The organism is Streptomyces sp. NPDC059371 (genome assembly GCF_042751995.1).
Classification (GTDB): Bacteria; Actinomycetota; Actinomycetes; order Streptomycetales; family Streptomycetaceae; genus Streptomyces.
The window spans coordinates 85630-104231 of the sequence record NZ_JBHYXD010000012.1 but is presented as its reverse complement, the minus strand read 5'-3'; the positions used below and the strand labels follow the sequence as shown (position 1 = coordinate 104231).

The following is an 18602-nucleotide window of genomic DNA, read 5'->3' as shown; positions in this document are numbered from 1 at the left end:
CGACGGTCACCAGGACGTCCCCCTCGGTGAAGGACGAGGCCGGAGCCGGTCGCGGGGGGGGGGGGGGGCCCGCCCCCCGCCCCCCCGCCCGCCCCGCGCGGCGGCCCTGCCCGCGGCGGGGGGTGGGGGGGGCCCCCGGCCCCCCCCGCGAGGGCGGCGGTTCCGGTGACGGCAGGACCGTACGTGGCAGTGGCTGCCGACGGCCCGGCTAGCGATTGACGGATCGCATACCGGCCTCGTCGTAGCGCTCCCCCGCCGCCTCGGGCAGCTCCGCATCGATGCGGGCCAGGTCGTCCTTGGTCAGCTCGATGTCGACCGCGGCGGCGTTCTGCTCCAGGTAGGTGCGGCGCTTGGTGCCCGGGATCGGCACCAGGTGCTCGCCCTGGGCCAGTACCCAGGCGATGGCGAGCTGGGCCGGGGACACGTCCTTCTCGGCGGCGATCTCCTTCACCTTCGCCGCCAGCCGCATGTTCGCCTCGATGTTGGCGTCCTGGAAGCGCGGGTTCTGGCGGCGCCAGTCGTTCGCGTCCAGCTCGTCCGGCGAGGTGAACCGGCCGGCGAGGAAGCCACGGCCGAGCGGCGAGTACGGCACGAAGCCGATGCCCAGCTCACGGCAGGCGGGCAGCACCTCGGCCTCCACGTCCCGCGACCACAGCGAGTACTCGCTCTGCACCGCGGTGACCGGGTGTACGGCATGGGCGCGCCGGATGGTCTCCGCGCTCGCCTCGCTCAGACCGATGGCCCGCACCTTGCCCTCGGCGACCAGCTCGCCCAGCGCGCCGACCGTCTCCTCGATGGGCACGTTCGGGTCGACCCGGTGCTGGTAGTACAGGTCGATGTGGTCGGTCCCCAGACGCTGCAGGGAGCCGTGGACCGAGCTCCGGACGTGCTCGGCCGAGCCGTCCTGCGGGCCGACCGTGCTGATGTCACCGGGTACGGCATCGTCCATCCGGTAGTTGAACTTCGTCGCGATCACGTACTCCTCGCGGCGCCCCCGGATCGCCTCGCCGAGGAGCGACTCGTTGGTGAGCGGCCCGTACATCTGCGCGGTGTCGAGGAAGTTCACCCCGAGGTCGAGGGCATGCCGGATGGTCGCGACCGCCTCCTCCTGATCCGTGGATCCGTAGAAGGCGGACATGCCCATGCATCCCAAGCCGATGGCCGATACCTGAAGGTCCCGCAGACTGCGCTTCTGCATGCCGTCTCCCAGTTTTCTCTGCACACTCGTCATGTCGTTCGTCGGGCGGCGAAGCCCTTCATCCATCTAGCGACGATTTCCACGGCCGGGCATCCCGTGAGGGGCCGGGGCCACAGGCTTCGTGCGCCGTGGTGTCTGCGACGCTACGACCTGGAGCGCACTCCAGCGCAAGTCGGCTCTGCCTCCGAGCACCGCCTCGAGCAGGCCGTTCCGCGCGGCCACGGATACGTGCCTGCCTCGACCTCACCCCGTCCGGTGGGCCGCACACGCGGTCACTGGCCGACGGGTGCCAGATCGTTCCGGGGCGTGCTGTCGGATCCGGTGCGCAGGATCCCGGCGGCCGCGGCGGTGGTCACGCACAGCAGGGTCAGCAGGACGAAGGCGTGGTTCAGGGCGACTAGGTGGGTCAGCCAGCCGATGACGGCGGGACCGGCGAGCATGCCGACGTAGCCGAGTCCGGCGACGCGGGAGACGTTGGCGCCGGCAGCCGCGGGATCGGCGTGCCCGGCCGCGCTGAACAGTTGGGGGACAGTACCCGACAGGCCCAGGCCGAACAGCGCCCAGCCCGCGAACGCGGCCCACAGCCAGGGGCCGAGAGCCACGAGCGTGATGCCGACGGCGGCCATGGCCGCGCCGTGGCGCAGGATCGCCATGGAGCCGAACCGGGCCACGAGGCGGTCGGCGAGCAGCCGGCCGATGGTCATGGCCGCGGCAAACGTGCCGTAGGCGAAGGCGGCCGTGCCGGCAGGAGCGCCGAGGACGTCCTTGAGGTGCAGGGCGCTCCAGTCGTTGGCGGCGCCCTCGCACAGCATGACCATCAACGCCAGGACGGCGAGGAGCCAGACGCGCCCGTTGCTGCCGCGGGGCGAGCCGGCCGGTGATGTCTGCGCGGCCTCCACGGAGCCCGAGTCGGAGTGGGCGTCGGAGTCGGAGTGGGAGTGGGAGTCGGCAGCGACAGGGGCGGGGGCGATCGGCAACAGGGCGCGCGCCGACGCGAGGGCGATCACGATGCCCACGGCTCCCAGCGCGGCCATGCTCGGGACCGGGTTCAGGCCCGCACTCGCGGCTCCTGCCGCGACGAGGGCGGCGATGACACCGCCGACGGAGAACGTGGCGTGGAAGCCCGACATGACGGGCCGGCCGTACGCCTTCTCCACGTGGACGGCGTGGGCGTTCATGCTGACATCCAGGCAGCCGTTGCAGAACCCGAAGGCCAGCAGCGCTCCCGCCAGCGTCCAGGGGGTCTGGGCGAGACCGGGCAGAATCAGGGCCGCGCCACACAGCACTCCACTGACCGGGACCACGACGCGTGCGCCGAGGCGGTCGGCCAGGGGGCCTGCCACCTGCATCCCGGCGAAGGCCCCGAGCCCGAGCAGTACCAGCAGGCCGCCCAGCGTCGCGTGGCTGACGCCCACGCGCTCCTCCGCGGCGGGAATGTGCACCACCCAGGCGCCCATGAGGGTGCCGCACAGGACGAAGTAGACGTAGGTCGCCACGCGGGCGGCTCGAAGCGAAGGTTGCATGCCGCACACCGTAACGAACGATTTCGATGTTCGAAAGTCCGAGTCTTGAACACATTGCATGTTCATTGTGTCGTGGTGTTCAATCCCGGTATGAGCAACGCAGAGCGCCACGGGCTGATCGCGAAGGCCGTCAGGGACTCCGGCGGCGCGACGGTCCAGGAGCTCGCGGAGCTGACCGGCGCCTCGGAGATGACCATCAGGCGCGACCTCGACGCCCTGGCCGGCCAGGGTGTCCTCGAACGCGTCCGTGGCGGCGCACGCACCCTGCTGCTCAGGGGCGAGGAGCCCCCGTTCGCGCTGCGCACCAACGAGTCGGTCGACGCCAAGCGCCGGATCGCCGCCGAGGTCTCCGCGCTCATCGCCGACGGCGAGAGCGTCCTGCTGGACAGCGGCACCACCTGCCTGGAGGTCGCCCGCCTCCTGCGCGAGCGCCCCGTCACCGTGATGCCACTGTCCCTGCAAGCGATCCACCTGCTCGGCGAGACACCCGGCCCGGCGACGCTGGTGGTGCCCGGCGGACAGCCCCGCGCCGCCGAGGGAGCCCTCACCGGCCCGCTCACTCTCGCCTCCCTGGCAGCCCTGCGTTTCGACACCGCCGTCATGGGCTGCTGCGGACTGAGTGCCGCCGACGGCCTGACCGCCTACGACCTCGACGAGGCCGCGGTGAAGAAGGCGGGCATCACCTCATCGCGTCGCCTCGTCCTCGCCACGGACGGCAGCAAGTTCGGCCGCACCGCCTACGCCTACGTCGGCCCCTCCACGCTCGTGCACACCCTCGTCACCGACACCACCGCACCCGCCGAGGAACTGGCCGCGCTCGAAAGGGGCGGCACCATCGTCAAAACCGTCTGACCACCCCGCCGCGCGGCCCAGGTGCCCAGCGAGGCCGTCGCGGGCCGCTGAGGTCACCAAAGCCCCCCGGGACGCCCCCGGCCGACCCTTGCGAGGGTGGGCGCGGCTCCTGTCAGTAGGGTGGTGACATGCACATACGGGGGCGCAGGCTCAGATTCACCGCGGTGTCGGCACTGGTCGTGCTGGCCCTGACCGGGTTCTCGTCGGGTCGTCACGGGAGCCGCAGCCATCACAGCGGGGGCGGTTGCAGCAGTTCCAGCCAGGACCACGACAGTTCGTCCACGTCGGGCAGCGGCGGCTCGTCCGGCAGCGGCGACGGCTCCGGAACGAGTACGGACGACAGCGGCGGGGCCACGTACCGTTCGCGCCCCACCGACCGTTCGACCACCACCGCACCCTCCCCCAGCCGTACGGCCCAGCCCCTGAAGGACGGCACCGCCGTGCTCGTCCACTGCGCGAGCACGGACGACCCGTACGCGACCGTCGAGATCAGGAATCCGAACGGACGCGACGGCATCTTCGCCCTGAAGATCAGCTTCAAGGACCGCAACGGCGTCACCATCATCGAGAGTGGCGATCAGGTCTCGGTGCCCGCGAAGGACAAGACGACCTACCGGGTGCCCGTCGCCGGCGCCGGGGGCGGCGTGGACCAGATCGATCACTGCGAGGTCGATCCACGGGCCACCACCGTCCGGTAACGCCCTGCGGAACTCGCCTCGCCCGGGAACCACTTGGGCGCCACACCGTCGCCGGGACGACGGCGACACCGGGCCGGGCAGGTGCGCGTCCGTCCGGCGGGCGGCGCGCACCCCGTTCACGGCCCCGCCGTCCTGGCTGTTCGTTCATTTCCGGAACGAACGAAGCAAGCCGTGCCGCAACTCTTGTCAGGTCCTGAACAAACTCCTACGTTCCGAATGAGTGCGTGGGATCGCTCCCACGCGTCGTCTCACCCATCGAGCAACGGAGCTCCGATGACGACAATCTTCGTACGGCCCAGGTGGTTCGCAGGCCTCGTACGGCCCAAGTGGTTCCTGGGCGCCGTGTTCGCCGCTTGCGTGATGCTCATCGCGGCGCAGCAACCCGCGCACGCCGCCTCCTGGGGCGCGCCGCAGACCGTCAACTCCTGGAACGTCATCAGCGGCAGGTGGACGGCCAACAACGAGTTGGAGACGTACACGCCGGACTGCGTCTGGTACGACGGCGGCACCCTGATGATCAAGACGTACAACGCGGGTGGCGGGGTCTACTACTCCGGCCGTGTGGAGTCGAAGGCCCTCTACGGCTACGGCACGTACAGCTTCACCGCGAACATGCCCAGCGGACAGGGGCTGCTTCCCGCGGTATGGGCGGCCTATCTGAACCCCTGGCTCCCCGAGTTCGACGCCGCCGAGATCGTCGGATCCAATCCCAACACCGTCTACCAGACCTTCCACGACACCGGCAACACGCAGACCCAGTGGGCCGTGAACAACCCAGGGGGCTGGACCAACAGCTTCCACGTCTACGCGTTCAGTTGGTGGCCCGACCACATCGACTTCTGGGTGGACGGCGCCTTCCAGGGGACCAAGTGGTACACCACCGCTCCCGGCGTCGGCATGCACTTCATCGTCAACACCGCGGTGGGCGGCGACTGGCCGGGCAACCCGAACTCCTCGACCTGGGCCACCGCGGACGGCGCCCGCTACCTCAAGGTCTCCGCGATCACGTACACCCCGTACTACCCCTGAGCCGTCCCCTCCCGGCTGTTACCGTCGCGCCATGTCCAAGACCGAGATAGACGCCCTGACCACCGAGTTCTTCGGTGCCTTCGACAACCGGGGCGGCAAGGCCGCCGACGTGGCCCGGATCAGGCGACTCGTTCTCCCCGGCGGGGTGATCGTCAAGACCGGCCCCGAATTCACCGTCTACACGGTGGACGAGTTCATCGAGCCCCGCCGGCAACTGCTGACCGACGGCCGCCTGGTCGAGTTCGCCGAGTGGGAGACCTCCGAACGGACGGAGATCGCGGGCGACATCGCGTCCCGGTTCAGCGGATACCGCAAGTCCGGGACCTTGGACGGCCGGCGGTTCGAGGGAGGCGGCACCAAGACCATCCAGTTCGTGCGCACCTCACAGGGCTGGCGGATCACGGCGGTCGCCTGGTACGACCAGCCCTGACCCGACCACCGCAAGCCGCGCCCCAGGGTGCTGAGCCGATGGTCTCCAACTGACTCACTTCGGCTTGACGATCCATCAGAACGTTTACGCCGAGCGCCCTTTGTCGAAGCGCACCGAGGGTGGCACGCTCGTCACCAGGCACGCTTCCGCCGGCTCCCGGGCGGGACCGGCGGAAGCGTGCCCCTCATGGCACACTGCGGCCATGCCTGACGGCCACGCCTCCGCGACGCCACGACTCCGGCCGGATCCACCCCGTGTGGCCTGGCGCAAGGAGATGCGCGAGCGGTTCATCGCCGAGGCCAGGTCGCTCGCCGCCGAGAGCGGCTGGGACCGTGTCCCGGTGGCCGATCTCGCCCTGCGGGCCGATGTGTCGCGCCCCTCGATCTACAAGGAATTCGGGGACCGCGCGGGGATCGGCCGCGCTCTGGTGGAGCGTGAGACGGACGAGTTCCTCATCGGCCTCGCCGCAGTACTGGACGGCCACCGCGGTCACCCGGCCCCGGCGCTGGAGGCGGCCGTGGCCCACGCCCTGGAACAGGCGGTGGCCAACCCGTTCGTCGGCGCCGTACTGACCGCCACGCGCGGGGGCACCGACGCCCTGCTGCCCTTCCTGACCAGCAGACCCGAGCCGGTCTTCTCCAGCACGCGACGGCTGCTGTGCGCGTGGCTCGGCGAAGCAGTACCGCAAGCCGCCGAGGACCGTCGTGCGGCTGCCGCCGATCTGGCCGTACGCCTCACCGTCAGCCACATGCTGCTGCCCGCCCACGACCCGGGGGAGACTCCGCTCCACGTTGCGCGGACGGTGTGCACGATCCTTGGAGTGCCGGAGCGGGACTGACCTGTGCGCGGCCGTTCATCGAGGCAGGCACCGACCAGAGGGACCCTCCCTCCCCCGCGTCGTCCGGCAAGAGGTGCCGCGGTGATGTCCGGTCTCGACGCGTGAGGTAGTGGCGTGTCTGAGCGGGGCCGGCCGGGACCGGCGGGTGCCGGGTGAGAAGACGATCACTCTTCGGGAAGGACGCGCCGGACGGACGGAACGACGCTCGGACACCGAAGACTGACGGGCCGACCCCGCCACGGACCATGCTGCTGCATGGATCTCGCTGTTGCAAGTTGTTCGCAATAAAGGCATAGGGTGTCCCGGGACGATCACTCACCCGGAAAGGGGACCTGCCCGATGGGCACCTACACGCTTCCCGACCTGCCCTACGACTACGCCGCGCTGGATCCGGCCATCACCGGAGAGATCCTGGAGCTGCACCACGCCAAGCACCACGCCGCCTACGTCAAAGGCGCCAACGACACCCTCGACCAGATCGCCGAGATCCGCGACAAGGACCAGATCACGCCGACCTCGCTGATCGGGCTGGAGAAGACCTTCGCCTTCAACCTCTCCGGCCACGTCCTGCACTCGATCTTCTGGCAGAACCTCTCCCCCGACGGCGGCGACCGACCGGAAGGCGCCCTCGCCGACGCCATCGACGAACACCTGGGCGGCTTCGAGCAGTTCAAGAAGCAGCTCACCGTCGCCACCAGCAGCGTCCAGGGTTCCGGTTGGGGTGTCCTCGCCTGGGAGCCCCTCGGCAGGCGCCTGATCGTGGAGCAGGTCTACGACCACCACGGCAACGTCGGCCAGGGGAGCACCCCGTTGCTCGTCTTCGACGCCTGGGAGCACGCGTACTACCTGCAGTACAAGAACGTCCGCCCCGACTACGTCACCAAGCTGTGGGACCTGGTCGACTGGGAAGACGTGACGGCCCGGTTCACCGCGGCGGCCGACAACTGACCGACGGCACCGGCGAAACCGCCGCCGAAACCACCGGGCCGGGTGGCCTCCGTGACTCCCGGCCCGATCCGGTTCGCGTCGTTGATCGACCGCCGTGAAATCGAGTTGCGCCCCGGCCCGACTATGGACTTGGGTTCGTGCTCGTGGCCGACCTCAGTGAACTCGTACGTCCCGATCGCTATCCGCGCTCCTCTCGCTATGACCCCGCCTGGCTGCTCAGCCTCGACATGGGACCCAACCCCTTGTGGCTGCTGGAGGACCTGGCCCAGAACCTTGATCTGCGCCCCGGGATGCGGATTCTCGACCTCGGTTCCGGCAAGGGCGCCACATCGGTGTTCCTGGCCCGCGAGTACGGGGTCCAGGTCGTCGCGGCCGACTGGTGGATCGCTCCCGAGGACGCGGCAGCCGTTTTCGCGGAAGCGGGTGTCGGCGACCAGGTGCAGGCCGTACGGGCCGAGGCGCACGCCCTGCCGTTCGAGGAGGCGAGCTTCGACGCCGTCGTGAGCGTGGACGCGTTCGAGTACTTCGGTACGGCGGACAGCTATCTGCCCTACCTGGTGCGGTTCCTGCGGCCCGGCGGCCAACTGGGCGTGGCGACGCCCGCCTTGACACGGGAGGTCCGTGAACTCGGGGTGATCCCGCCCCACATCAAGGAAGTGGTCGGCTGGGAGGCGATCGCCTGGCACACCGCGGACTGGTGGCGCTTCCAGTGGGAGATCACCGAACTGGTGGAGGTCACGTCCGCACGGCTGCAGCAAGACGCCTGGCGGGACTGGCTGTTGTGGGCCCGGACCGGGGCCGAACACCATCCGGACGGCCGGAGCGCGAACCAGCCCGTCATCGACATGCTGACCACGGACGGCGGGGAGTTGCTCTCGTTCGCGCTGGTGACGGCACGCAAGAACTGAGCGGGCTCCCCACCTCCGACGGGTGAGGGAGCCCGGGACGTCCGAGCCCCGGGTTTTCGGCCCGGGACGTCGGTCGGTTCGGCCGGGGGCGGGTCAGGCGGTCACCTCCGCGGGGGCCGGGTCCTGGGCCGCCTGCCGTACGACCCGCCGCCGTCGGGACGGCAGGCCCACCGTCGGGTTGGCGACGCCCCAGGCCGCGCCCTTGCAGATCAGCTCCTTGTAGAGAGCGGCCGTGCGGCCCGTCAGGGCGTGGTCCACCGCCTGGTCGTCGGCGGTGACGAACTGGATCAGGCCCTCCTTCCGGCCGAGGGAGACGCACTGCTGGAAGTAGCGGATGGAGACGTGGGGGATCTTGGTGCCGGCGAGCCGGGCGGCGATGGCGTCGGCGGCCTGCCAGGCCATGGGGACGCCCGAGGCGCAGGACATGCGGAGGGGCTTGTCCTCGGGACCGATGGCCATCGCGGCGTCGCCCACGGCGTAGACATCCGGGTGGGAGACCGAGCGCATGGTGCTGTCGACCACGATCTGGCCGCGCTCGGTGACCTCCAGGGTGGTGGCCCGGGCGATCGGGTGGACGGCGAAGCCGGTGGTCCAGACGGTGACCGCGGCGGGGAGGATCCGACCGTCGCCGGTCGTCACGCCGTCCGCCGTCACGGCGGTGACCGTCGCGTGCTCGTGGACCTCGATGCCGAGCCGGTCGGTCACCTTCCGCAGGTGGGCACGGCCCTTCGCCGAGAGCCAGTCACCGAGGGCGCCGTGGGCGGCCAGCGAGACGGCGAGGTCCGGGCGGGCCTCGGCGATCTCGGTCGCGGCCTCCACACCGGTCAGGCCGCCGCCCACGACGACCACCGGCTTGCCCGCGTCAAGGGCGTCGAGGCGTTCGCGGAGACGGTGGGCACCCGGTCGGCTCGCCACCTGATCGGCGTGTTCGGCGACGCCGGGGACGTCTCCGTCGTTCCAGCCGCTGCCGAGGGCGTAGACCAGGGTGTCGTACGGGAGCTCGGCCGGACCGTCGGCACCGGTGAGGGCGACCGTCCTGCGGTCCACGTCCACGGCGGCGACGCTCGCGAGCCTCAGCTCCACGCCCGTACCGGCGAACATCTCGCTGAACGGCCGGGGCTTGAGGTCCTGGCCCGTGGCGAGCTGGTGCATCCGGACGCGCTCGACGAAGTCGGGCTCGGGGTTGACCAGAGTGATGGTGACGTCCTCGCGGTGCAGCCGCTTGGCGAGGCGGCCGGCGGCGATGGCTCCGGTGTATCCGGCTCCGAGGACGACGATGCGGTGCTGCATGTCCGTACTCCTGTCTGGGCGGGTCCGCCGTTGTCCGGCGTGGTCTCGCCCCTTGAACCGGGTAGCCCGGCGTTTCCTGACAGGATCGGAATGTGACCTGCGCCACATCGCATCAGAGGGTGTAGAGCGGCCCCTCCCCGTGGTCCACGGCGGCCCACTGCCGGGTGGCGCGGACGAGCTTGTCGGGGTTGACCTGGCTCCGGACGGCCACGATGCCGTCGGCGGTGACCTCCAGGCAGGTGATCCCGACGACCCTGCCGTCCACGACGGCGACGATCGCGGGCCCGCCATTGGCGGTAGTGGCGTACATGTCGGGCGCGCCGCCGATGTATTTCCGCTTGGCGTCGCTGGGCTTGAACAGACCGCGCAGGAAGGTGGCGACCGCGTGCGCGCCCTCGAACGCCTTCGCGCGGGCCGGGATCTTGCCGCCGCCGTCGCCGACCGAGACGGCGTCCTGAGTGAGCAGGCGGACGAGGGGTTCGGTGCGGCCGCTGGTCGCCGCCGCCAGGAACTCCTCCACGATCTGCCGGGCGGCGGCCTCGTCGACCTCGGTGCGCGCCTTGCCCTCGGCGACGTGCTTCTTGGCCCGGTGGTAGATCTGCTGGCCGGCCGCCTCGGTGATGTCCAGGATCTCGGCGATCTCCCGGTGCGGGTAGTCGAAGGCCTCCCGCAGCACGTACACCGCCCGTTCCTTGGGCGAAAGGCGCTCCAGCAGGACGAGGACGGCGTACGAGACGGACTCGCGCTGCTCTGCGGTGTCGGCGGGGCCCAGCATCGCGTCCCCGACGAGCAGCGGCTCGGGGAGCCATCGCCCCACGTACGTCTCGCGGCGCGCGCGGGCCGAAGTGAGCTGGTTGAGGCAGAAGTTGGTGAGGACCTTGGTCAGCCAGGCCTCGGGCACCTCGATCCGGCCGACGTCGGCCGCCTGCCAGCGCAGGAACGTCTCCTGCACGGCGTCCTCCGCCTCGCCCGCCGAGCCGAGCAGCCGGTAGCCGATGGCCTCCAGCCGGGGCCTGGCCGCCTCGAACCGGTCCACGTCACTCATGCTCAGGGCCATGCCCGCGATCTTAGGCGCCCTCGCGCCGGAACGGCAGACGGCCCTCCGTCCGACAAGGACCGCGTCGTACGAGCGTGTTGGCGGACCGGGCCCGACGCCGAGCGAGCGAGCGAACCGGGACGGGCACGAGCACCGGCACCGGCACCGGCACCGGTGGACGCCAGTCAGTGAGGGTGAGTGAACGAAGGTCGGCGTCCAGCATGCGCATCGGTTCACCGACCCGTCCACCGCGCTCCTGCCCCGTTCACGGGTGGCGCGCGGCGGTCGGTGGTCAGGGCTGCCGGGACAGCCGGCGGTCAGTGCGCGACGTGGAACTCGTTCCCGCCGGCGTCGCGGAACTCGCCCGGCTCCCAGTCGCTTTGAACGACCTCCAGGCGCAGCCTGTTCCGTCCCGCCTTCGGCGCCGCGGGCGGTCCCATCACCAGCGAGACCGTGCTGGAGGGGCTCCGGCGCAGCCGGACGCCCCACTCGTGGTACTCGACCGTGTGCCAGCCTGCCTCGGACTGCCAGAACGCCGACTGCGCGTGGCGATCTGTCTCGGCGACGTCGAGGCAGATCGCGACGAGGCCGGAGTCGGCGAGCACACCGGGGTGACCTGGACGCAGCACGCAGAACTCGTTGCCCTCCGGATCGGCCAGTACGTCCCACGGGGCGTCCCCCTGGCCGATGTCGACCCGCTTCGCTCCGAGCGCCACCAGGCGTTCCACCTCGGCTTCCCATCCGGGGCCCCCGGCCAGGTCGAGGTGGAGCCGGTTCTTGCCCGACGGCGGCTTCGGCTTCGCGGTCGGTACGAAGCGCAGTTCCAGACCGCCCGTGCGGCCCTTGGTCGCGTCCAGCCAGAAGCGCTCCACGCGCACGACGTCCAGTGCGTCGATCACGATCCCCGTCAGCATCCCGTTCCCCCAAGCCCTCGAACCCGAGCCGTCGGCTCGTCGGCTCGTCGATTGTCTCCGCCAACGGGTGATCTTCGTGCGGGTCCGTGCCGGCATCGCCGTCCTCGTGGCGGGCCCGGCCGATACTCCGGCCATGACATCAGCCCGGTCCCAGACGCGGTCGCGTCTTGTCGTCGCCGCCGCACTCACCGCTTTCGTCGCCCTGAGCACACCGGCCGTGGCCGCCGGCAGCGTCGCGGGCGACGGCGGTCACCGGCGGCCCTGCACCGCTTCCCGGATTCCCGACCATGGCCGGGCGCACGACGTCCTGCGGGTCGCGGAGCAGGCCAAGAAGGAAATGGGCCTCAAGTCGGTGACCCTGCGGGTCACCCTCGACGGCCGGGAGATCGCCACCACCGCGCTCGGTGAGTCGATGACCGGGGTCCCGGCCGACCCCGCCATGCACTTCCGCAACGGCAACGTGGCCATCAGCTACATGGGTACGGCGCTCCTGCGGTTGGTCGATCAGGGCAAGGTCGACCTCGACGACCCCGTCGCGCGCTGGCTGCCCGGCCTCGCGGACGGCAGGCGGATCACTCTGCGGATGCTCGGCGCCTCCACCACGGGCCTCGTCGACTACGTCACCGCGCCCGGCTTCGGCGAGACGGTCTACGCGAACCCGTTCCGCCAGTGGACGGCGAAGGAACTCGTGGCCGTCTCCACCGGCCTGCCGCGGTGGTACGCGCCGGGCACCAACTGGAGCTATTCGCACGCCAACTTCGTTCTCCTGGGCGCCGCCCTGGAGAAGATCACCGGGACGCGGCTGGACGTCCTGCTCCAGCGAGAGGTGCTGGACCCCCTCGGACTGCACGAGACCCGCAACGGCTTCACACCCGACATCCCCTCGCCCGTCCTGCACGCTTTCACCTCCGACCGGGGCACGTACGAGGAGTCCAGCTTCTGGAACCCCTCGTGGACGACGGCCCCCGGCGCGGTGGAGACCACCGACATCTGCGACCTGGCCCGCTCGGCGTCCGGCATCGGCTCGGGCGAGCTGCTCTCCGCCTCCGCCTACCGGGAGCTGCTGAACCCGGGGACGGTGGGTCTCGGCACGCCCACCGCCAAGTGCCCCGCGACGGTCTGCATCGCCCAGACCGAGGCCACCCACTACGGCATGGGCCTGCTCGTCCTGGGCGACTGGGTGTCTCAGCATCCGTTGTTCTTCGGCTACTCCGCCTCCATGGCGTACCTGTCGTCCCAGCGCCTGGCCATCGCCGTCTCGACCACGCAGGGACCCGACACCCCGGGCGGCCACACCGCCCACACGATCACGCAGCGCATCGCCGCGGCCCTGGCTCCCGAGCACCCGATCCCCGACTTCGGCTGACCGGACGGGCTCAGTCGGCGGGAATGCGCACCGTCTCCACCCAGCTCGGGGGCTGTTGTGAGGCGGAGCCGATCAGGGCCGCGATGACGCGGCAGGGCGGGTTCTCGTCGGGCCAGGGGGTGAGCCCGTCGGTGAGGACCACGACGATGTTCGGGCGGTCCGGCGTCGCGAGCGCGGCCTCGATGCCGACACGCATGTCCGTGCCGCCACCGCCGCCCAGGGTGATCTGTTCGGTGGCCACCACCCGGGACACGGCCTGCACGTCGGCGTCGCATGCCAGCACGGTCACACGATTGCCCCGTACCCCCACTTCACGCAGGACACCCGTCACCTCGGCGAGGGCGGCGGCCAGTTCGGCGTCGCCCATCGAACCGGAGGTGTCGATGACCACGGCCACCCTCGGCAGCGGCCGGCGCAGGCTCGGCAGGACGACACCGCGCAGCGCCGGGGTGCGGCGCGACGGGCGGCGATAGGTGTAGTCGACGGCTCCGCCCGCCCACGCGGCGGCTTCGCGGACGGCGCCGGACAGTGCCTGCCGCCAGTCCACCGTGGGTTCCAGGATCTCCTCGGCCCAGCGTTGCCAGCCCCCGGGCAGATTGCCACGGCTGCGCTGGTGGGCGCGCATCGCGTCGGCGGTCTGCCGGCGCAGTGCCTGCGCCTCGATCTCCCCGATCCGTGCGGTCCCGGCCTCGCCCGGCAGTTCCCAGGGCACGGGTCGGCCGTGGGCACCCGATCCGCAGTCCGGCGTACGCACCTCCGGTGGCAGCCGGTCGAGATACACCTCGAACAGTTGGCCCTCGGGAAGGCCGAACAGGCGGGGTTCCATACGGCCCTCGGGCAGTCGCAGACCGTCGGAGAGCAGATCGTCGTTGATCTCGCAGTCCTGGGCGACGTTGACGCGGTGCCCGTCGCGCTGGGCGGCGGCGGGGAGCCGGTCCGCCCGGCCGTGGTGGTCGCGCAGCAGGTGCGCCACCTCGTGCACCCACACGCCCGCGAGCTCCGGCACCGGAGTCGCCTCGACGAAGGCGGAGGACACATAGCAGCGCCAGTGCCGGTCCACTCCCATCGTGGGCACCTGGGTGCTCGGCACGACGGTCAGCGAGTACAACGCGGCCGCCAGATACGGCCGGTCGCTCGCCGCCCGGTAGCGGGCGGCGAGCAGTTTGGTCATGTCCAGGACGCCGCGGGTGTCCCCCGGGGTCCCCGCGGGCGTCACCGGCCGCCGCCGGGCAGCGCCCCCGACATCTGCAGCAGGTCGAGGAACCCGTCGATGCCGGGTGGTACGGGCCAGTCGAGGTGCCGCATCATCGCGAGGTCGGTGGCGGCCCGGGCGGCCACGTCCGGTACGCCCGCGTCAACGGCCTTCGCCAGGACCACCCAGCCCGCCTCCCAGCGGGGCCGGGTGAGGTCGCTCTGGATGGCGGCGACCACGGCGATGAGGAACGCCAGTTGCCGGTCTCCTCGGTCGGGCAGGGCGAAGGCGTCCGGGTCGGCGAGGACGCGGTCGGGGTCGGGCAGGTCGAGGTGTTCGAGGTAGGACAGCAGTTCGAGGCCCGCGCCGTCCCCGACGGCGCCGGTGAGCGCGGCGGCCAGCGCCTCGCGGCCGGCACCGGCCGCGTATCCGGTGGCGAGCAGCTTGAGTGCCATCTCCCAGGTGCGGCGAGATGGCCACGACCGGCCGCGGCTCTCGGCGTCGCCGGGGATGTGGTGGACGAGGCCGGGCCTGGCCGTGAGGAAGCCGGAGATCGCGCCGCGGGCCCGCGCGACCGCGCCGGGAACCTTGGCGGCGCCGACGAGAGGCACGGTGACCTCGGGCCAGGTGCCGGCCATGCCGCGGGCGACGGTCCGGGGGTCGTGGGTCCATTCGAGGTGGACGAACCGGTTGGCGAGCGGGGGGCTGAGGTGCCAGCCGTCGGCCGCGCTGGACGGCGGGTTGGCGGCGGCGACGATACGTACGGCCTCCGGCAGGACCAGGCTGCCCACCCGTCGTTCGAGCACGACGCGCAGCAGGGCCGCCTGCACGGCGGGCGGCGCGGAGGAGAGTTCGTCGAAGAAGAGCAGGCCCTGCCCGGCCTTGGCGAGGCGGACCGCCCAGTCCGGCGGGGCCATCGGGACACCGGTCGCGGCCGGGTCGTCACCGACGATGGGCAGGCCCGCGAAGTCGGAGGGTTCGTGCACGCTGGCGATGACCGTCTCCAGCGGCAGGCCGAGCCCACCGGCGAGCTGTTCCAGGGCGGCCGACTTGCCGATTCCCGGTTCTCCCCACAGCAGCACGGGCTGATTGGCCGTCACGGCGAGCGCCAGCGCCTCCAGTTGGGGGTTCGCGGCAGGTTCGGTGCGGTGCGTACGCAGCCTGCGGTTGAGATCGTCCGCGGCCGCCAGCGGGCCGGACGGCGCGGTGGGGGCGGTCACGTCGGTGCTCAAAAGGGCAGCCTCTCCTTGTCGCCGGGCTCGAACTCGCCGTCGCACTCGTCCTCGTCGGCGGACTCGTCCTCGTCGACGGGATCGAACTCGTCGGCGGGTTCGTCGGGTTCGGACCCGTCGTCCGACTCTTTGGGCTCGACCCCGTAGCCATGCCCGTCGAGTTGGACGTCGTCCTCAGGGTCGTCGGGCTCGTCGGCGTAGGACTCCGCCTCCTCCTCCATCCATTCGTCCCACCAGTCGGCGCCGATGCCGGGGTGCTCCGTCTGGACGCGCTTCTGCAGGAAGGCCAGGTCGCGCCGCTTGTACCGGCGGACGATCTGGGCGAGCGAGAGCTCGGACTCGTCGACCACGTCGAGCCGCGCCCCGGCGGCGACGAACGCCTTGACCAGCGCCTTCGAACCGAGGTCGTTGGCGGCCACGTACAGCGGTGTGCGTTCCCGCTGGTCGCGTGCCTCGAGGTCGAGTCCGGCCGCCAGCAGCCTCGGCAGGAGCGTCTCGTGGTCGAGGAGGTTCAACAGGTGCAGCAGAGAACGGCCCTTGGGGTCCCGTACGCGCGGGTCGACACCGGCGTCGAGGAGTTCGAGCACGCCGGGGGTGTCGCCGTGCTGGGCGCGCAGGAAGAGTTCGTTGCGCTGTGTCCGCAGTGCCTTCGGCAGGCGGCCGTCTCCGGAGGTCCATGTCTGCTCCATGGCGAAGCATCCGGCGACGGCGCCGCCGAAGGCGCGCAGGGCGCGTTCGCGCTGCTGCTCCTCGTCGGTGTGCGGCATGGCCAGCAGGCCGCCGGGGCGGAAGGCCACCTCGTGCCATTCCCCGCGGCACCTGATCCGCACCGGTTCGGGGAGCCTCGGCCCGGGTGGGCCGGCCGGGGCCGCCTGGGCGGGGAGAGCCGGGAACAATGCCTCGCGGACGAGCGGGTGAAGGTGCTCCGCCGTGATGCCCCCGGCGCGCATGAGGTCGAGGTCGGGAAGTCTGCGCCACAGGACCTCGGCGAGCGGGGGAACGCCCTTGACCTCTTCCCGGTCGACCGCTCGCATCAGCAGTCCGCCGGCGGCCGCGGGCTCCAGCAGGATGTAGGTCCGCCAGTGCGCGGCGATGACGAAACGGTCGGCGACGCCCGCGGTGATCTGCCGGCGGATCTCCGGCTCCAGGCGGGTGTGGTCGAGCGCGATCCCGCCGAGGAGCTCCTCCAGGTCGACCTGGTACCAGCGCGAGTTCTCGACGGGTGTCAGGTCGGCCTCGATGCCGACGGCGGCGAGGGCGGCCCGCGTCTCGCCCTTCTGGTGCAGCAGCGTGGCCCATTCGGCCCGCGCCGCCGGATCGCCCGCGCCGGGATCGGCCGTGGGCAGTTCACCGGTGCCGCGCGGGGTCGCGTCGGCGTGGAAGAACGGCGGCCGGTCGGTGCCGCCGCAGCGTTCGAGCAGTTCGGCGGAATGCCGTGCGTCCCACAGGTGCCGCGCGTGCCGCCAGTCCTCGGTTCCCGGGCCGAAGACTGCCCCGTCCCGCTCGTCCTCGACCGTGCCGAACCGCAGGGCGATCCGCTGCGGTCCGTCGACCATCGCGGGCGTGGTGATGTGCAAGTACGGCGCGGTCAGGCGGTCTTCGTCGGCCGCCTTCGGACGGTGGCGCGCCAGGACTACCGTCCTGTCCGTGGCGAGCGTGGTCCGGCCGCCGAGTATGCGCGGCAGATGCCAGCGCAGCAGGTCGGGGGCGAGGTGACGGAGGTCGTTCTCCAAGGCCGTGGCGACATCGTCGCCGCAGCGGTCGGCCACCTCGGACAGCGTGAAGGCGACGTCGACGTTCGCCGCGGCGCAGGCTCCCCGCCAGTCACCGGCCTGCCGGGCGGCGGTGGCACGTTCGATCATCCAGCGGGGCACCGCGTACCGGCGGATGCGGCGTCGGCTCGACGCCTCGTCCGCGGGGAAGCAGCGGAGTTCGCCACGAGGGCTCAACGGTAGACGCTCCCTATCGCGCGCAGGTCGGGGTGCGCCCTGCCGACGGGCCGCAGGCGCCCGGTGAAGGACCGCTTCACCTTGCGGGGCAGACCGGGACCCAGACCGACGTACTCCAGGGGCGAGTTGTCGGGGACGGCCGCCAACAGGGTCTTCGCGCCCCGCCCCGTCAGACCGGTGTGGCACAACTCCAGTCGGCGCAGCGGGCTTCCGGGCAGGGCTGCGGCCAGCGCGTGGGCGCCTTCGTCGCCGGTGGTGTTGGCGGGGGCGCCGAGGCTGCGTTCCGACAGTGGCCGGCCGAGGTCGAGTGCCTCGATGCCGCCGAGGGAGTCGGCGAGGGCCCGGGCACCGGCGGGGCCGATGCCGTTGCCGCCGAGGCCGAGGCGGACGGGCCGGCTGGAGTCGGCGGCTGCTGCCAGGATCGCGGCGCCCTCGTCCCCGAGGTGGTTGGCGGGGAGGTACAGCTCACGCACACCCGCCTCACGGATCAACGCCGCCAGGAGCGGGGCGGCTTCGGCGGTCAGGCCGTTGCCGCCGAGGAAGAGGCGTTCCACCGGGCTGGGCCGGTCGGTGAGGGTCTCGCACAGGGCGCGCAGACCGTCGGTGGTCAGTCCGGTGTTGACCAGGTCGAGGGTGCGCAGCGTGGTGTTGCGGCGGAGCATGGCGGCGAGTGCGTGGGCGCCGTGGTCGCCCACCGGGTTGCGCTTGAGCCACAGGGCGTGGACGGTGGCGTCCGTCGTCAGCGCGTCGGCGAGTGCGTCGACGCCCCCGGGGCCGATGCGGTTGCAGCCGAGGTAGAGGGTGTGCAGGCCGTGGTCGCCCGCGAGCGCGTCGGCGACCGTGCGGGCTCCCTCGTCGCCGATGGCGTTGGTGCCGAGCAGGACGTGCGCGGCGTGCGGGGAGGCGGCCGCCACGGGCATCAGCCGGGCGGCGCCGCCCGCGCCGAGTCCCTGCTTGCACAGGTCGACCCGTCCGTCCGCGCGCACGGTGCCGAGCGGGAACGTCTCGTCGGCCTCGACCGGCGGGGCGGACCGCAGTCGGGCGAGCAGCGGCTCCAGGGCGGCTGGCTCGCTGATCGGGATGTCGGGGTGCTCGATCGCGGGGCAGCGTACGGGCGTCGGCTGCGTCATCACCACTCCACCGGTCCATCGCCGGTGCCCGGCGCGCGGAGAGCGGCATCGCCCTCCGCCCTCCGGGGG

General features: G+C 71.7%; 17 protein-coding genes. 8 read left to right on the top strand and 9 right to left on the bottom strand.

The window, feature by feature from the left end:
• Positions 1-208: 208 nt before the first annotated feature.
• Together ACFXGX_RS10130 and ACFXGX_RS10125 are read right to left on the bottom strand one after the other, a co-directional pair.
• Positions 209-1198 (bottom strand): aldo/keto reductase, encoded by a 990-nt coding sequence (locus ACFXGX_RS10130; protein WP_384787480.1) that lies wholly within the window; start codon positions 1196-1198, stop codon positions 209-211.
• 272 nt (positions 1199-1470) lie between these two features.
• Positions 1471-2721 carry an MFS transporter gene (locus tag ACFXGX_RS10125; protein WP_384787477.1) on the bottom strand — a complete coding sequence of 417 codons (1251 nt, stop codon included), beginning with the start codon at positions 2719-2721 and terminating at the stop codon, positions 1471-1473.
• A 90-nt stretch (positions 2722-2811) separates the two neighbouring features.
• Between ACFXGX_RS10125 and ACFXGX_RS10120 the strand changes: the two genes are divergently transcribed.
• The 7 genes from ACFXGX_RS10120 to ACFXGX_RS10090 all read left to right on the top strand — a co-directional run bounded on the left by ACFXGX_RS10120 (position 2812) and on the right by ACFXGX_RS10090 (position 8424).
• The gene (locus tag ACFXGX_RS10120) at positions 2812-3573 is read left to right on the top strand and encodes a DeoR/GlpR family DNA-binding transcription regulator (RefSeq protein WP_384787474.1); all 762 of its coding nucleotides are present in this window, start codon (positions 2812-2814) and stop codon (positions 3571-3573) included.
• A gap of 128 nt (positions 3574-3701) precedes the next feature.
• Complete coding sequence (locus ACFXGX_RS10115; RefSeq protein ID WP_384787472.1) at positions 3702-4271, top strand: hypothetical protein; 570 nt, start codon at positions 3702-3704, stop codon at positions 4269-4271.
• A 273-nt stretch (positions 4272-4544) separates the two neighbouring features.
• Positions 4545-5300, top strand: a complete 756-nt coding sequence (locus ACFXGX_RS10110) for a family 16 glycosylhydrolase (protein ID WP_384787469.1) — start codon at positions 4545-4547, stop codon at positions 5298-5300.
• A gap of 31 nt (positions 5301-5331) precedes the next feature.
• Positions 5332-5730 (top strand): DUF4440 domain-containing protein, encoded by a 399-nt coding sequence (locus tag ACFXGX_RS10105; RefSeq protein ID WP_384787466.1) that lies wholly within the window; start codon positions 5332-5334, stop codon positions 5728-5730.
• A gap of 202 nt (positions 5731-5932) precedes the next feature.
• Positions 5933-6568 carry a TetR/AcrR family transcriptional regulator gene (locus ACFXGX_RS10100; protein ID WP_384787463.1) on the top strand — a complete coding sequence of 212 codons (636 nt, stop codon included), beginning with the start codon at positions 5933-5935 and terminating at the stop codon, positions 6566-6568.
• Between the two features lie 339 nt (positions 6569-6907).
• Positions 6908-7516, top strand: coding sequence for a superoxide dismutase (locus ACFXGX_RS10095; protein ID WP_384787460.1), 609 nt, complete (start codon positions 6908-6910; stop codon positions 7514-7516).
• Between the two features lie 137 nt (positions 7517-7653).
• The gene (locus ACFXGX_RS10090; protein ID WP_384787457.1) at positions 7654-8424 is read left to right on the top strand and encodes an SAM-dependent methyltransferase; all 771 of its coding nucleotides are present in this window, start codon (positions 7654-7656) and stop codon (positions 8422-8424) included.
• Between the two features lie 93 nt (positions 8425-8517).
• Here the strand turns inward: ACFXGX_RS10090 and ACFXGX_RS10085 are convergent, their stop codons facing one another.
• The 3 genes from ACFXGX_RS10085 to ACFXGX_RS10075 form a co-directional block, all read right to left on the bottom strand.
• Positions 8518-9714, bottom strand: coding sequence for an NAD(P)/FAD-dependent oxidoreductase (locus tag ACFXGX_RS10085; protein ID WP_384787453.1), 1197 nt, complete (start codon positions 9712-9714; stop codon positions 8518-8520).
• Between the two features lie 112 nt (positions 9715-9826).
• Positions 9827-10771: an RNA polymerase sigma factor SigJ gene (gene sigJ / locus ACFXGX_RS10080; RefSeq protein WP_384787450.1), complete on the bottom strand. Its 945-nt coding sequence runs from the start codon at positions 10769-10771 to the stop codon at positions 9827-9829.
• 296 nt (positions 10772-11067) lie between these two features.
• Positions 11068-11664: a VOC family protein gene (locus ACFXGX_RS10075; RefSeq protein ID WP_384787446.1), complete on the bottom strand. Its 597-nt coding sequence runs from the start codon at positions 11662-11664 to the stop codon at positions 11068-11070.
• A gap of 133 nt (positions 11665-11797) precedes the next feature.
• Between ACFXGX_RS10075 and ACFXGX_RS10070 the strand changes: the two genes are divergently transcribed.
• Complete coding sequence (locus ACFXGX_RS10070; protein ID WP_384787443.1) at positions 11798-13030, top strand: serine hydrolase domain-containing protein; 1233 nt, start codon at positions 11798-11800, stop codon at positions 13028-13030.
• 10 nt (positions 13031-13040) lie between these two features.
• Here ACFXGX_RS10070 and ACFXGX_RS10065 read toward each other — a convergent pair whose 3' ends face one another.
• The 4 genes from ACFXGX_RS10065 to ACFXGX_RS10050 are packed head-to-tail and all read right to left on the bottom strand — an operon-like array spanning position 13041 to position 18533.
• Entirely contained in the window at positions 13041-14201 is a 1161-nt protein-coding gene (locus ACFXGX_RS10065; protein ID WP_384787440.1) for a VWA-like domain-containing protein, read from the bottom strand.
• Positions 14202-14242: 41 nt separating this feature from the next.
• Positions 14243-15454, bottom strand: coding sequence for a sigma 54-interacting transcriptional regulator (locus tag ACFXGX_RS10060; RefSeq protein WP_384787437.1), 1212 nt, complete (start codon positions 15452-15454; stop codon positions 14243-14245).
• Positions 15451-17403: an ankyrin repeat domain-containing protein gene (locus ACFXGX_RS10055; protein WP_384787434.1), complete on the bottom strand. Its 1953-nt coding sequence runs from the start codon at positions 17401-17403 to the stop codon at positions 15451-15453. The genes ACFXGX_RS10060 and ACFXGX_RS10055 overlap by 4 nt, the downstream gene beginning before the upstream one ends.
• A complete protein-coding gene (locus ACFXGX_RS10050) occupies positions 17400-18533 on the bottom strand; it encodes a gala protein (RefSeq protein WP_384787431.1) in 1134 nt (377 codons plus the stop codon). Before ACFXGX_RS10050 ends, ACFXGX_RS10055 begins: the two co-directional genes overlap by 4 nt.
• Positions 18534-18602 lie beyond the last annotated feature (69 nt).

Excerpts from the sequence above, each read along its gene's own strand:
- ACFXGX_RS10130 (WP_384787480.1), bottom strand. The coding sequence starts at position 1,198 with ATGCAGAAGCGCAGTCTGCGGGACCTTCAGGTATCGGCCATCGGCTTG.
- ACFXGX_RS10120 (WP_384787474.1), top strand. The coding sequence starts at position 2,812 with ATGAGCAACGCAGAGCGCCACGGGCTGATCGCGAAGGCCGTCAGGGAC.
- ACFXGX_RS10075 (WP_384787446.1), bottom strand. The coding sequence starts at position 11,664 with ATGCTGACGGGGATCGTGATCGACGCACTGGACGTCGTGCGCGTGGAG.
- ACFXGX_RS10125 (WP_384787477.1), bottom strand. The coding sequence starts at position 2,721 with ATGCAACCTTCGCTTCGAGCCGCCCGCGTGGCGACCTACGTCTACTTC.
- ACFXGX_RS10105 (WP_384787466.1), top strand. The coding sequence starts at position 5,332 with ATGTCCAAGACCGAGATAGACGCCCTGACCACCGAGTTCTTCGGTGCC.
- ACFXGX_RS10070 (WP_384787443.1), top strand. The coding sequence starts at position 11,798 with ATGACATCAGCCCGGTCCCAGACGCGGTCGCGTCTTGTCGTCGCCGCC.
- ACFXGX_RS10065 (WP_384787440.1), bottom strand. The coding sequence starts at position 14,201 with ATGACCAAACTGCTCGCCGCCCGCTACCGGGCGGCGAGCGACCGGCCG.
- ACFXGX_RS10095 (WP_384787460.1), top strand. The coding sequence starts at position 6,908 with ATGGGCACCTACACGCTTCCCGACCTGCCCTACGACTACGCCGCGCTG.
- sigJ (WP_384787450.1), bottom strand. The coding sequence starts at position 10,771 with ATGGCCCTGAGCATGAGTGACGTGGACCGGTTCGAGGCGGCCAGGCCC.
- ACFXGX_RS10110 (WP_384787469.1), top strand. The coding sequence starts at position 4,545 with ATGACGACAATCTTCGTACGGCCCAGGTGGTTCGCAGGCCTCGTACGG.
- ACFXGX_RS10085 (WP_384787453.1), bottom strand. The coding sequence starts at position 9,714 with ATGCAGCACCGCATCGTCGTCCTCGGAGCCGGATACACCGGAGCCATC.
- ACFXGX_RS10050 (WP_384787431.1), bottom strand. The coding sequence starts at position 18,533 with ATGACGCAGCCGACGCCCGTACGCTGCCCCGCGATCGAGCACCCCGAC.
- ACFXGX_RS10100 (WP_384787463.1), top strand. The coding sequence starts at position 5,933 with ATGCCTGACGGCCACGCCTCCGCGACGCCACGACTCCGGCCGGATCCA.
- ACFXGX_RS10115 (WP_384787472.1), top strand. The coding sequence starts at position 3,702 with ATGCACATACGGGGGCGCAGGCTCAGATTCACCGCGGTGTCGGCACTG.